The 11,995-nt window shown below is 65.8% G+C and carries 16 protein-coding genes; 11 read left to right on the forward strand and 5 right to left on the reverse strand.

Features of this window, described 5'->3' with window-relative positions:
• Positions 1-117 precede the first annotated feature (117 nt).
• Positions 118-1,278, forward strand: coding sequence for a GNAT family N-acetyltransferase (locus RAD10_RS30960; protein ID WP_461620464.1), 1,161 nt, complete (start codon positions 118-120; stop codon positions 1,276-1,278).
• A gap of 8 nt (positions 1,279-1,286) precedes the next feature.
• Here RAD10_RS30960 and RAD10_RS30965 read toward each other — a convergent pair whose 3' ends face one another.
• Complete coding sequence (locus RAD10_RS30965) at positions 1,287-1,952, reverse strand: DsbA family oxidoreductase (RefSeq protein ID WP_461620465.1); 666 nt, start codon at positions 1,950-1,952, stop codon at positions 1,287-1,289.
• A 170-nt stretch (positions 1,953-2,122) separates the two neighbouring features.
• Between RAD10_RS30965 and RAD10_RS30970 the strand changes: the two genes are divergently transcribed.
• On the forward strand, positions 2,123-2,923 hold the full coding sequence (locus RAD10_RS30970) for a thioesterase family protein (protein WP_461620466.1): 801 nt from the start codon (positions 2,123-2,125) through the stop codon (positions 2,921-2,923).
• Here the strand turns inward: RAD10_RS30970 and RAD10_RS30975 are convergent.
• Both RAD10_RS30975 and RAD10_RS30980 read right to left on the reverse strand, forming a co-directional pair.
• Positions 2,911-3,735: a helix-turn-helix domain-containing protein gene (locus tag RAD10_RS30975; protein WP_461620467.1), complete on the reverse strand. Its 825-nt coding sequence runs from the start codon at positions 3,733-3,735 to the stop codon at positions 2,911-2,913. The genes RAD10_RS30970 and RAD10_RS30975 overlap by 13 nt on opposite strands.
• 40 nt (positions 3,736-3,775) lie before the next feature.
• On the reverse strand, positions 3,776-4,597 hold the full coding sequence (locus RAD10_RS30980) for a helix-turn-helix domain-containing protein (protein WP_461620468.1): 822 nt from the start codon (positions 4,595-4,597) through the stop codon (positions 3,776-3,778).
• Between the two features lie 101 nt (positions 4,598-4,698).
• Here RAD10_RS30980 and RAD10_RS30985 point away from each other — a divergent pair, with 101 nt between their 5' ends.
• A complete protein-coding gene (locus RAD10_RS30985) occupies positions 4,699-4,929 on the forward strand; it encodes a hypothetical protein (RefSeq protein WP_177237518.1) in 231 nt (76 codons plus the stop codon).
• A 38-nt stretch (positions 4,930-4,967) separates the two neighbouring features.
• On the forward strand, positions 4,968-5,366 hold the full coding sequence (locus RAD10_RS30990) for a hypothetical protein (RefSeq protein ID WP_461620469.1): 399 nt from the start codon (positions 4,968-4,970) through the stop codon (positions 5,364-5,366).
• Positions 5,367-5,410: 44 nt separating this feature from the next.
• Here the strand turns inward: RAD10_RS30990 and RAD10_RS30995 are convergent, their stop codons facing one another.
• Positions 5,411-5,974, reverse strand: a complete 564-nt coding sequence (locus RAD10_RS30995; protein ID WP_461620470.1) for an SET domain-containing protein — start codon at positions 5,972-5,974, stop codon at positions 5,411-5,413.
• A 162-nt stretch (positions 5,975-6,136) separates the two neighbouring features.
• Here RAD10_RS30995 and RAD10_RS31000 point away from each other — a divergent pair, with 162 nt between their 5' ends.
• On the forward strand, positions 6,137-6,742 hold the full coding sequence (locus tag RAD10_RS31000) for a hypothetical protein (protein WP_461620510.1): 606 nt from the start codon (positions 6,137-6,139) through the stop codon (positions 6,740-6,742).
• A 23-nt stretch (positions 6,743-6,765) separates the two neighbouring features.
• Here the strand turns inward: RAD10_RS31000 and RAD10_RS31005 are convergent, their stop codons facing one another.
• Positions 6,766-7,494 (reverse strand): TetR/AcrR family transcriptional regulator, encoded by a 729-nt coding sequence (locus RAD10_RS31005; RefSeq protein WP_461620471.1) that lies wholly within the window; start codon positions 7,492-7,494, stop codon positions 6,766-6,768.
• Positions 7,495-7,600: 106 nt separating this feature from the next.
• On the opposite strand from RAD10_RS31005, the gene RAD10_RS31010 reads away from it, so the two are divergent.
• From RAD10_RS31010 to RAD10_RS31035, 6 genes are all read left to right on the forward strand, one after another.
• Complete coding sequence (locus tag RAD10_RS31010; protein ID WP_461620472.1) at positions 7,601-8,998, forward strand: carotenoid oxygenase family protein; 1,398 nt, start codon at positions 7,601-7,603, stop codon at positions 8,996-8,998.
• A gap of 75 nt (positions 8,999-9,073) precedes the next feature.
• Complete coding sequence (locus RAD10_RS31015; protein ID WP_461620511.1) at positions 9,074-9,337, forward strand: hypothetical protein; 264 nt, start codon at positions 9,074-9,076, stop codon at positions 9,335-9,337.
• Between the two features lie 76 nt (positions 9,338-9,413).
• Entirely contained in the window at positions 9,414-9,989 is a 576-nt protein-coding gene (locus RAD10_RS31020; protein WP_461620473.1) for a hypothetical protein, read from the forward strand.
• Positions 9,990-10,001: 12 nt separating this feature from the next.
• Positions 10,002-10,556: an inner membrane-spanning protein YciB gene (locus RAD10_RS31025; protein WP_461620474.1), complete on the forward strand. Its 555-nt coding sequence runs from the start codon at positions 10,002-10,004 to the stop codon at positions 10,554-10,556.
• A gap of 190 nt (positions 10,557-10,746) precedes the next feature.
• On the forward strand, positions 10,747-11,043 hold the full coding sequence (locus RAD10_RS31030; protein ID WP_461620475.1) for a hypothetical protein: 297 nt from the start codon (positions 10,747-10,749) through the stop codon (positions 11,041-11,043).
• Positions 11,044-11,057: 14 nt separating this feature from the next.
• A complete protein-coding gene (locus RAD10_RS31035) occupies positions 11,058-11,978 on the forward strand; it encodes an SH3 domain-containing protein (protein ID WP_461620476.1) in 921 nt (306 codons plus the stop codon).
• Positions 11,979-11,995 lie beyond the last annotated feature (17 nt).

Below are 11,995 nucleotides of genomic sequence, written 5' to 3' on the forward strand. Positions count from 1 at the left end.
ACGAGACGTTAACATTACCGTTCGAATTGGAGCCGCGCCCCAACGGTATTTTCCAATCTTTGCGCTAAGCATGGCCACGCGACGCGGCATTTGCCCGCGTGAACGGGACGAGGGGACGTGGTCGATATCGCGCAGCAGGCAGCGATCCATCCGGCATCCGGGGATGCCATGGCGGCGCGCGTCCCGCTCATTGCGATCGATCCCGGCCAATGGCGCGCGCTCGCGCAGCGGGCGATCGAGCCGAACGGATATTACCTGCCCGCCTGGGAGCTCGCCGTCAGCGCAACCGCGCGCGGCCGCACCTCGGCCTCGGCGTTGCCCGCGTTCGATGGCACGTCGTCGCGGCTGATCGGGCTGATGCCGGTGATCTCGCTGTGGCGCGCCCTGAAGATTCCCCTGCCCGCGCTGGTGAGCGCGCATCCCTACGGCACCCTGTGCAGTCCGCTGATCGACCGCGACGCCCCGATCGAGGCGGCCACGCAACTGTTGCAGCGGGCGCGCGGGGCCGGCGCGCATGCGCTCGTGCTCAACAACGTCGCGCTCGACGGCGCTGCGATGACTGCGCTCAAGCAGGTCCTGACCCGCGACGGCCTGAAGCCGCGCGTGCTTTCCTCCTACATCCGCGCCAGCCTCGATGCGACGCAGGATGACGAAACGTTACTGCGCGACGGACTCGGCACCAAAAAGCTCAAGGAGCTGCGCCGACAACGCCATCGCCTCGAAGAGCATGGCCCTGTTACGTTCGACGTCGCACGCCGGCCTGACGAGATCGGGCCCGCACTCGAAACATTCCTGCAACTCGAAGCCAGCGGCTGGAAAGGCAAGCGCGGCACCGCGCTGGTCCAGCACGCAGGCGATGCGACCTTCATCCGCCGCGCCGTGCCGGCGCTGGCGGACACCGCGCAGTGCGAGATCGTCATGCTTCGCGCCGGGACGACACCGGTGGCCGCGGGCATCGTGCTGCGCCATCAGGACCGCGCTTTCTTCTTCAAGCTCGGCATTGACGAACGCTTTGCGAAATATTCGCCGGGCGTGCAGCTAACCCTCGAGCTCACCCGCCATCTCTGCGCCGATCCCGCCATCGCCAGCGCGGATTCCACCGCGAGCGCCGATCACCCCATGATCAACCCGATCTGGCGCGGGCGTTTTGCGGTCGGCGACGTGCTGATCCCGCTGCGGCGGCACGATCCGGTCGTGGCCCTGATTCACGCGGCACTGGCCGGACTCAATACCGCGCACGAGGGCGCGCGACACTTGGTCCGCCGGCTCCGGAAATAAGCGAAAGCCTATTCCGCCGCCTGCGCGTTGATCTCCTCGGAGACCTGGCGGATGGCGCGCGCGAGCAGGTTCGGGTCCTGCGCACCGGAGACGGCGTATTTCTGCGCGAACACGTAGGTCGGCACGCCGGAGATTCCCTTCTCGGCGGCCTCCTGCGCGTCGGCCGAGACGCGCGCGACGTCTTCGTCGGTGGCAAGGCGCCGGCGCACGTCCTCGGCGTCGAGGCCGATATCGGCGGCCGCCTGCACCAGAACGTTCACATCGGTGAGATCGCCGCCGTCGCGGAAATACAGCTCCATCAGGCGCTGCTTCATCTCGGGCGCCTTGCCGATCGCTTCCGCCCACAGGATGAGGCGATGGCAGTCGGTCGTGTTGGGCTGCCGCGCCACCAGTTCGGGCTTGTAGAGGAGCCCCTCCTCGCTTGCGGCCGCAACGACGCGCCCCGCAATGCCCTTATAGGCCTCGACCGAGCCGAACTTCTGGGTGAGATAGGCCTCACGGCTGATGCCCTCGCGCGGCACCCAGGGATTGAGGAAGAAGGGGCGGAAATTGAGCTTGACCGGAACGTCCGGCACGAGCGCCAGCGCACTCTCGATCCGGTGCTTGCCGATATAGCACCAGGGGCACACCACGTCGGAGACGACATCGATCTGGAGCGGTTTCAGCGTGCTCATGTCAGGCGCCTCCTTCGGGCGAGTCACGGGTTCGCCGGAAGATAAGCCGAACCGGGGGCGGCGCAAGCCGCCGGTCCTGCATGGCTCACGACTTCACCTCTGCGGTTATTGTGACCGCTGCACCCCGCCCCGATATTTGCGGCCACCGTCAAGTCCGAGGGGAGACCGCGATGAGCGCCATTTTCAGGCCGGAAGGCCAACAGTTCCGAGCCACGGAGCATGCCGGCGGTCCGTGGTCTCCGGACATGCTGCAGGGAAGCGCCACCACCGCCCTGATGACCCGCGAGGTCGAGCGTCTCGCCACCGAATCCGGCTTTGCGGTGCGACGCCTGACCTTTGATCTGTGGCGACCGGCGGGCCTGCGCGCCTTCAGGACCGTCAGCGAATTGCTGCGCGACGGCCGCAAGGCCAAGACCTTGCAGGTGCGGCTGATGGACGGCGAGACCGAGATCGGCCGCTGCACGGCGCTGCTGACCGCGTCGAGCGGGGAATCTCCCGCCGATCCCTTTGCGAGGCCCATGGTGGTCGACAAGGCGCCCGAGGCGGGCAGCCCGCCGCCGGCCTTCGCGCAGAAATGGAGCCGTTATTTCCAGAACGTGTCGGTGCGGCTGATCGAGGGCGCATTGGAGAAGCCGGGCCCGGCGGCGGCCTGGATGCGCCTCGATGCGCCGCTGATCGAGGGCGAACCGAACACGCCGCTGCTGCAGGCGGTGCAGGCCGCGGATTTCGCCAGCGGCGTCGCGCAGATCGTCGACATGCGCGACTGGACCTTCATCAATCCCGAGATCAGCCTCTACTTCTTCCGTCCGCCCGAGAGCGAATGGATCCTGATCCGCGCCGCCACGCGCGTCGGCGCCAATGGCGCCGGCCTCACCACGGCGACACTGAGCGATCTCAAGGGCCCGTTTGCGGAGGTGATGCAGGCCATGAGCTTCGAGCGGCGCGAGGCCGCGCAGGCTCAGGCGTCCTGAGCCGCAAGCGCGACCAGCGTCGCCTCGGAGGCGGCATCAACAGGCATGAACATCTCGACGCGCAACTCCTGCAGCGTCACATCCTGCGGCGTGCCTAAAGTCAGAACCGCGCCGATCAGTGAGACGCCGGCATCGCCCTTGCGCAGGCGCACCTCGCAGAGCGGCCCCGGCGCGGCGTTGTCCTCGATCCCAAGCGTGGGCAGCTCCGGCAGCCGCATCAATTCGCGCCATGTCGATTGCAGGGCTTCGTCGAGCGGTGCGGCCATCGCCTCATGGCGCGCACGCGACAGCAGAGCCGCGGCCACCGCGGGCCAGTTCTCGACGAACGGCTTGAGCTCGTTCGGCGCCAGGAACATGCGCATGTGATTGAGCGGCCGCTGCATGCGCTCAGGGCCGAGCAGCATCGTCATCAGGCGCGAGGCGGCACGGTTGGCCTGCATGACGTTCCAGCGCCGGTCGGTGACGATCGCGGGAAACGGCTCGTGACGCCGCAGCAGAAGATCGATGGCCCGGCGTGCATCGGCAAGCTCGGGCGCGGCGAGGTCGCGCTCGCCATATTGCCGGGCGAAGCCGCCGGCCTCGAGCAGCGCGTTCCGGTCGCGCAGCGACAAATCGAGAGCGGATGCGAGCTGCAGCAGAATGTCCCGGCTCGCGGCCGCCTTGCCGGTTTCGACATAGCTCAGATGCTTGATTGAAATGCCGGCCTCGAACGCGAGCTCTGCCTGGCTCAACGCCCGGCGCATGCGCCAGGCGCGCAGCAAATCGCCGACGGGGTTGGCCGGCCGCGATCGCCGGAACGAGCGTGTGTCCATCGGCGGATTATGCGGGGACCGCTGCTGCCTGTAAACGCCGCTATGACAACCCGGCCGCCATCTGCTTCAGCCGTTCGGCGGTGCGCTCGTCCGCCGGGAAGAAGGTCTCCAGCGCCAGCTCCGACAGGGTAATGTCGACAGGCGTGCCGAACACCATCGTGGTGGAGAAGAAGCTCAGAACTTCTCCGCCATGGCGCAGCTTGAAGGGGATGGCGACGTTGTCGCTCGACAGCGGCCCCGTCCGCGCCGGGATCGGATAGCTCTTGAGGTCATTGTAGAGCTTGATCAGCTCAGGATCGGCCGTCACCTCGCATTGCCGGTGCAGACGCTCCAGAAGATGGCCGCACCACTCCGCGAGATTGACCGTGCGCGGCGCCAGCGCCTCGGGATGAAAGGCGAGCCGCAGCACGTTGAAGGGCTGGCCGAGCAGCCGCTGCGGAATGCCGTCGAGCAGCGGCGCCACCATGCGGTTGGCCGACACCAGGTTCCAGTGCCGGTCCACCGCGAGCGCGGGATTGGGCTCGTGCGCCCTCAGCACGAGGTCGATCGCCTGGCGGGCTGATTTCAAGGCGGGATCCTCCAGCGGGCGCTGCTGGAACGCCGGCGCATAGCCGGCGGCGACCAGCAGCACGTTGCGTTCGCGCAAGGGCACGTCGAGACGCTCGGCAAGCCGCAGCACCATGTCGCGCGAGGGCGCGGCGCGGCCGGTCTCGACGAAGCTGAGATGACGCGCCGAGATTTCGGCTTCGCCCGCGAGATCGAGCTGGCTCATGCGGCGGCGCTGCCGCCATTCGCGCAAATGGTCGCCGATGTGAACCGGCTGGCTGCGGTCGGCCTGTGCCGTGGATGCATGTGCGTTCATGACCAGAAACCTATCATGCGGATTTCGGCCCTTCCATTACCCACGAGGTAATCGAATTGGCCCCCGGGCCGGCGCATCTTCGGTTGCAATAGGAGATGACCATGATCGCGCTGCTGCTCTACCGGACCGTCGCAGACCACCTTGTTCCCTGGGCCACGGCCTTCGCAACGCGGATGCTGGCGCGCAGCCTCAACATGCCGGAGCCGCTGGTGCATTCGACCGGCGACTATGTGCTCGCGCAGGTCACAGCCTTCGAGCACGGCGTCGGCAGGAGCCTTTGTCCGTTCCGCATCGCCCGCCTGCTCCGCGCCTGGTGGCGCGCATGGCACTGAGTTTCACCCCGAGCCCACCCTGACCATGGAGACCTCTGATGATCGACGCTTCCACCTTCCTGCGCCGCGCCCTGTTCGCCGACGCTATCTTTAGCGGCGTTGCCGCCCTCGGCTTCACTTTCGGCGCGAGCGCGTTCGCTGCGCTGTTCAACCTGCCGGAAGCGCTGCTGCGTGAGACCGGCCTGTTCCTGATCGCCTACGCCGCGCTGGTCGGCTGGCTGGCGTCACGCGCCTCGGTGGCGAAGGCGCTCGTGCTGCTGGTCGTGATCGGCAATGCGGCCTGGACGGTCGGCAGCATTGCGCTGCTGTTGTCGGGCGCGGTGTCGCCGAATCTTGCCGGCGCGCTCATGGTCGTCGCGCAGGCGATCGCCACCGGCGTGTTTGCCGAGCTGCAATATGTGGGATTGCGGAGAAGTGCGAGCGTGGTGGCGGCTTGAGACCCGGGCTTGGCCGCGCATCATTCGCGGCCATCGTCCCTCGGCTACGCCCTCGCCCGGCCGACCTTGCCGGCGAAGTGCTTGCCGTTCAGCTTCTTCTTTTTCGCCGTGCTTTTCGGGCCCGTCTTCTTGGCCTTGGCTTCCGTGCGCGCCTTCACCTTGGCGCGCTCGGCCCGCGCCTCGGCGCGCAGCTTCTTGCGCTTCTTCTCGCACGATTCGCACTTGCAACCGATCGGCTTCAGATAGGCTTTGAAATAGTCCGTGCCGTAATCATAGTTGATCTCGTCACCCGGCTCGATGTTCCTGATGGCGCGGATGAAGACCTTTCGCTCGCGCGGCCGGACGTCGGACTCGGCGTTGGGCCGGCAGGAATGATTGATGTAGCGGGCGAGGTTCTTGCGCACCGAACCGTCGATGGTCCAGCGGCCGTTGAGCTCGAACAGGTACTTGTTCTCGATGTCGTCCTGCTCGGGGATCCGCGAATCCAGGATCGGTCCGAAATAGCGGATGATCCGGGTGCCCTTCTTGATCGGCTTGGTGGCGAAGAGGCCGAGCCCGGTCTTGGAGCGGCCGACGCGATAGGTTTTTTGCGAGGAGATGGCTGGCATGATCAAGTAAAGGAGGACGCGAACGAGGCTGGAAGAGCCCAAGCGAAGCCGCTCTTCTAGAACGATTCCGCGCCGCTGTCAGGTCTATCCCACCCCTGTTTGAACCTTGCCCACAATGAAGACGTCTGATGGTGCGGAGTTCCCTGCGATCGAAGCCTCATGATGAACCGCATCACCTGCATAGGCCTGGCTGTCTTGATGATCTGCATCGGCCTGAACAGCGCCGTCGCCCAATCCGTGGGCAGCACATACACCTCGACCGCGGCAAAGGCTTGCCGCCAGATCGGCAATCCCAGCGAGCTCGACGGCAGCACCACGCGGGCATGTTCGGGCAAGGACGGCCTCCTGGTGCTGATTGCCGAGGACGATCTTCGCGAAATCGTCTCGGTCGGCCGCAATCGCAAGCAAGCGGCCGAGGAACCGGCAGCCAAGGTCTGGTTCGCGCCGTTCAATTCGTCGGAAACCACGATCGAATGGCGCGCCGTGGGCGCAAAGCCGTTCGCGATCATCCAGCGCTGGCACATCGCCGACAATGCCGATCCCGACAAGCAGGGCCGGCCGAACACCAAGGCCATGCTGGTCGTGACCCGGCTGCCGCCGGGCCCGGTCTGTCACGTCGCCTATGTCGATGCGATCGCCAATCCCGCCGCCAACGAGCTTGCGCGCAAGGCCGCGGACGATTTCGCCCGCGGCTTCGCTTGCGGCAAGGACGAGGTGAAGATCATCGGCACGCGCGGCCGCGCCGTCGAGCTGGCGACGATGCGCTAGGCCTTGGCGGGCTCAAACGGCCGCTATGCGGGGAGTTTCGTGGTGATGGGCGCCGTCAGCATCGCCTCGAGCAGCCGCTCGGCCGTCGTCCCCTCGGGCAGACGTCCCAAGATATCCTTGAGCCGCCCGTCGAGCAGCAGCATGGTGAAGCCATGCACCATCGACCAGGCACGGGCGATCGCGGCGCCCTGGCTCAGCGTCAGCGCGTCTTCGCTGATCTGCTCCTGCCGCATCATGCCGATCGCATTCGCAAGCCCGGCGAAGGAGGCTTCGGCCGCCTCGTGCAGCGAGGGCCTGGAATAATCGAGCCGCTCGGTGCGGAACATGATGCCGTACATGCCGGGATGCGCCTGCGCATAGGCGACATAGGCCTTGGGCCGCGCCAGCGCGGCTTCGAGCGGCGTGGTGGCGGCGTCGCATGACGACGCCATCGCCGCGTTGAACTGGCGGAAACCGACCGCCGCGAGTTCGCTGAGCAGGCCGGTGAGATCGCCGAAATGGTGAGTGGGCGCGGCATGCGAGACGCCCGCCTCGCGCGCCACCGCGCGCAATGTGAGGCCAGCGAGCCCGTCGCGTTCCAGCACCCGTTCGGCAGCCTGGAGCAACGCCTCACGCAAGGCACCGTGGTGATACGGCGTCTCGGACTTCGCGCTCGCCGCGCCGCGCCTTGGGCGCGATGCCGCAGTCGACGTCGCCTTTCTGGGGGCACGCGCACTTCGCGCCGTTTCGCTCTTGGTATCGGTCTTGGCCATTTGCAAGCTATATGACGCAATATTGACAGTGTAAAGATTTTGCTTGACCGACGCGACGATCGGCGTTATTTCATCTTTACGATGTAAAGATAGGGAGGGATACGCCGTGCAGCACGACGCCGTCGCCGAGCGCCGCAACAATATCGCGCCGATCCCGTTCGAAGCAGACGCGCCATTCCTGAAGATCATTGGCGAATTGCCGCGCGAGCTGAACGGCGTACTCTATCGCAACGGTCCCAATCCGCAGTTCGATTCCCCCGGCGCGCATTGGTTCGTCGGCGACGGCATGCTGCACGCTTTCCATCTCGAGAACGGCCGCGCCAGCTATCGCAACCGCTGGGTCCGCACGCCGAAATGGCTCGCCGAGCACGATGCCGGCCGCGCTTTGTTCGGCGGCTTCGGTCGCAAGCTACCGGATGCCCCGGCTGAGCTCACCGACGGCGGCGTCGCCAACACCAACATCATCTTCCATGCCGGCAAGCTGCTGGCACTGGAAGAAGCGCATCTGCCGACCGAGATCGAGCCCAGCACGCTGGCGACCCGCGGCTATCACAATTACCACGGCCGCGTCGCCGGCAGTTTCACCGCGCATCCGAAGATCGATCCTGTGACCGGCGAGCTGGTGTTCTTCGGCTACAACGCGGCGGGGCCGCTGACCCCTGCCCTCTCCTACGGCTCGATCGATGCCGCCGGCAAGGCGACGCGCTTCGAGCGGTTCGAGGCGCCCTATGCCAGCATGGTGCATGACTTCATCGTCACCGCGAACCATGTGCTGTTTCCGATCCTGCCGATCACCGGCAGCATGGAGCGCGCGATGCGCGGGCAGCCGCCCTATGCCTGGGAGCCGGACAAGGGCGCCTATGTCGGCGTGATGAAGCGGAGCGGCACGGCAAAGGACATCGTCTGGTTTCGCGGTGAAGCCTGCTACGTCTTCCACATCATGAACGCGTGGGACGACGACAACCGCATCATCGCCGACGTCATGCAGTTCGAGGAAGCGCCGCTGTTTCCGCATCCCGACGGCCGGCCGACCGATCCGGAGAAGTCGCGCGCCCGGCACTGCCGCTGGACGTTCGATCTCTCCGGCAATACCGATCGCTTCCAGCAGACCTATCTCGACGATCTCACCGGCGAATTCCCGCGCATCGATGACCGCCACGCCGGGTTGACAAATCGCCACGGCTGGTACGCCTGCGCCAATCCGCGCCAGCCGATGTTCGGCGCGCTCTCCGGCGTCGTCCATGTCGACGGCAACGGAAGGCGTCTCGGCCATTATCTGCTGCCCGCCGGCGACACCATCTCCGAGCCGGTGTTCGTCGAGCGATCGAAGGATGCGACTGAGGGCGATGGCTGGCTGCTCGCCGTGGTCTGGCGGGCGCGGGAGAACCGCAGCGACCTCGCCGTGTTCAATGCCACCGATGTCGAAGCGGGTCCCGTCGCGCTGGTGCAGCTCGGCCACCGCGTGCCTGATGGTTTCCACGGCAATTGGGTGGGAGCGCAGTAGCTCCCGTCCTTCCGGGGCGCGCCACTTGGCGCGCGCCCGGAGCTACAGCACGGACGTGTCACCAAAGAGGCCCGTATCCAAATGCCCTCAATCACCGCAGACTTCCTCGCCATCCTCGCCCTGGTCTGCGTCGCGCTCACACTCGAAGTGATCCATCTGCGGCGGAGCGGCCAGGTCATCTTCAACGGCGGCATCCTGCTCGCCCTCGGCCTCGCGATCGCCTGCGCGCTCCCCATTCTGTCGCGCCTGAACTGGGCGGATTTGGTTGACGAGGCGTCCGACCAGGCCGTTGCGGCCCTTCATCTGTTGGAGGTTGCCTACGTTATTTTGACACTGTAAAGATTTCACTTGACCCGACTTCGCCTGTGAATTATTGATCTTTACATCGTAAAGATCGGCCTGACCGAGGTAGGCAATGGCGATTTTCCTGATCCTCGCGCCCTACGGCGCTTACAGCCTCCTGATGCTGGTGACGTCGGCCGCGATCAGCGTATTCGTGGCCTCCGCGATCTGTCTCGCCACCATCGCAATCGACATGGTACGCGGGCGCTCGGTGAAGACCCTGGCCGCAGGCTCGGCGATCGTGTTCGCCGCAATCGGCCTCTACCTCGCGCTGCTCGACCCGCAGCTCGGAACGCTCGGCGTCAAGCTGTCGGTCGATATCGGCATCTTCGTCATCTCGCTGGGCTCGCTGCTGGTCCGCCGTCCCTTCACGTTGCAATATGCGCTTGAAGCAGTGCCGGCCGAGACCGCGGCGATGCCCGGCTTTCTCACTGCCAATTACGTCATCACCGGCGCCTGGACGGTGGCCGCGCTGTTGATGGCGGCTGGCAATCTCGTGCTGCTCTACGTCCCCGGCCTGCCGCTCTGGTCGAGCCTTGCAGTCGCCTTCGCCGCTCGCAACAGCGCCATTTACTTCACAAAATGGTATCCCGAGTATCGCCAGATCAAGTACGGTACGCCTGCCCGCGCAATGCCCAACGCCCGCTGAACAGGATTGACGATGAAGGACGTATTCGCCCGCCTCGGCTCCGATCTCTTCTCCGCCATCCTCTTCCTGGTCATCTATCTCGTCACCGACAACGTCATCCTGGCGACGTCGGTGGCGATCGCCGGCGCGATCGCGCAGGTGATCCACGCCCGCATCAAGGGCCAGCAACTCAATTACATGACGTATGCGAGCCTCGCGCTCGTCGTCGGACTGGGCGCGATCACACTGCTGACCAATGATCCCCGCTTCATGATGGCAAAGCCTTCGATCGCGCATTTCGCCATCGGCGCGATCATGCTCAAGCGCGGCTGGATGCTGCGCTACATGCCGCCGATCGTCGTCGAGACCGTTCCGGAATATGTGACGGCTGCAGGCTATGCCTGGGCGGCGCTGATGTTCGTGATCGGCGTCGGCATGATCGTCGTCGCCTCCACGGGCGATCTGAAGCTGTGGGCGTTCTATCTCACGGTAGTCGCCGGCGGCGCCAAGATCCTCGCCTTTGCCGTGCAGTATGTGGTTCTAAGGCTCATCGTCACCAGCCGCAGGCGCGCTGCAGCCCGCGCCTGAAGCGCGATGTGATCGCGCTTCGGGTTGTTGTCTGAGCATGATCTTTTCCGAAAACCGCTACGCACTTTTCGGGATCATGCTGCTATGCCTCCAAGGCAGGGTTAGTCAGGAGCTGCGAGTTGGGCTATAGGCTCGTCCGGGACTGGCCGCGGATCGTCGCGGTCCGCCGGGATTTGTTCGGGAGACGGGAATGGCGGTAGACGGCAACTGGAATCTGACCATGACGACGCCGATGGGCGAGCGCCAGGCGACGCTGAGCCTGAAGGCCGCCGGCGGCACGCTCACGGGCACGCAAGGTGCGGAAGGTAATACCGCCGAGATCTTCGACGGCACCGTCTCTGGCGACAACGTCTCCTGGAAGGTCTCGATCACCAACCCGATGCCGCTCACGCTCGAATTCGCCGGCACCGTCTCCGGCGACAGCATGAACGGCGAGATGGGCATCGGCCCGATGGGCAGCTTCCCGTTCACGGGCGCCCGCGCCTAAGGCCGCGCAGCATCATGCGCGTGCTTCGTCTCATCGCGGCGACCATGCTGTGCGTCGCGACACAAGCGGCGCGCGCGGATGACACCGAACCGGCGTGGCGCGCAAGCGCGCTCGCCCTGGTCCCGGCAGGCTATGTCGCCGGCGCCGCTTATCGAACCGATGGCCCGATCGGATATCTCGCGGTCTATCCCGCGCCATCGAACGATTCAAAAACACCGGCAAGCGTGTTCGCTGCGCGCCAGGCCCTCGTGGTCACGCTGACACCGGATGCAACACGCGCAGATTCCGCCGAGCTGAAGCCGCGCGCGGAACCCGACCCCGACAATGACGAGACCGATTTCGCAAAACTGCATGCCGATCTCGCCGCCGGACGTGCAAAGCTGCCCGAGGGCACCGAGCCCTGCAGTCTCGGCGCCTGGTCCATCGACAAGGATCCTGCTGGCCTCAACGTGCGCGCCGAGCCGTCGGCGACGGCGCGTGTGCTCGGCACGCTGCCGCCGCCCTACCGCTTGAAGTTAGGCGGCGCCGAGAACACGCCCGACGGCGGCTGGCTCACCGAATTCCGCATCATTGGCTCCAAGAGCGGCTGGTTTCTGATCGAAGGCGCCAGGCCGCCGGGCAAGGATTACGAGGACGACAAGAGATATCCGCGGAGCGCGCCAAAACCCTATGCCGGGCGCGGCTGGGTCGCCTCCAACAAGGTCGGCGCGAGCTTCGCCAACGGCTATACGCGCGCGGGCGGGCTGTTCCAGGCTCCCTTCGTCGATGCCAAATGGATGCCGGCGCAGCGTGAGCTCGGCGGCCCGATCGATGGTGACGGCGGCCCGAAGCGCCTCTTCGCCTGCAGCGGCTTCTGGGGTCTGGTCGAGAGCCATGACGGCGTCCGCGGCTGGTGGCGGTCGTTGTGCTCGAACCAGGTCACCAATTGCAGCTGAGAACAGAGCGCTCCGCG

The organism is Bradyrhizobium sp. 23AC, assembly GCF_054863025.1.

What these genes read in the sequence shown, in the direction of transcription:
- RAD10_RS30975 (WP_461620467.1), bottom strand. Translation starts at nt 3,735, where the DNA reads ATGGACACACGCTCGTTCCGGCGATCGCGGCCGGCCAACCCCGTCGGC.
- RAD10_RS30980 (WP_461620468.1), bottom strand. Translation starts at nt 4,597, where the DNA reads ATGAACGCACATGCATCCACGGCACAGGCCGACCGCAGCCAGCCGGTT.
- RAD10_RS30990 (WP_461620469.1), top strand. Translation starts at nt 4,968, where the DNA reads ATGATCGACGCTTCCACCTTCCTGCGCCGCGCCCTGTTCGCCGACGCT.
- RAD10_RS31025 (WP_461620474.1), top strand. Translation starts at nt 10,002, where the DNA reads ATGAAGGACGTATTCGCCCGCCTCGGCTCCGATCTCTTCTCCGCCATC.
- RAD10_RS31035 (WP_461620476.1), top strand. Translation starts at nt 11,058, where the DNA reads ATGCGCGTGCTTCGTCTCATCGCGGCGACCATGCTGTGCGTCGCGACA.
- RAD10_RS31005 (WP_461620471.1), bottom strand. Translation starts at nt 7,494, where the DNA reads ATGGCCAAGACCGATACCAAGAGCGAAACGGCGCGAAGTGCGCGTGCC.
- RAD10_RS31020 (WP_461620473.1), top strand. Translation starts at nt 9,414, where the DNA reads ATGGCGATTTTCCTGATCCTCGCGCCCTACGGCGCTTACAGCCTCCTG.
- RAD10_RS30995 (WP_461620470.1), bottom strand. Translation starts at nt 5,974, where the DNA reads ATGCCAGCCATCTCCTCGCAAAAAACCTATCGCGTCGGCCGCTCCAAG.
- RAD10_RS31000 (WP_461620510.1), top strand. Translation starts at nt 6,137, where the DNA reads ATGAACCGCATCACCTGCATAGGCCTGGCTGTCTTGATGATCTGCATC.
- RAD10_RS31030 (WP_461620475.1), top strand. Translation starts at nt 10,747, where the DNA reads ATGGCGGTAGACGGCAACTGGAATCTGACCATGACGACGCCGATGGGC.
- RAD10_RS30965 (WP_461620465.1), bottom strand. Translation starts at nt 1,952, where the DNA reads ATGAGCACGCTGAAACCGCTCCAGATCGATGTCGTCTCCGACGTGGTG.
- RAD10_RS30970 (WP_461620466.1), top strand. Translation starts at nt 2,123, where the DNA reads ATGAGCGCCATTTTCAGGCCGGAAGGCCAACAGTTCCGAGCCACGGAG.
- RAD10_RS30985 (WP_177237518.1), top strand. Translation starts at nt 4,699, where the DNA reads ATGATCGCGCTGCTGCTCTACCGGACCGTCGCAGACCACCTTGTTCCC.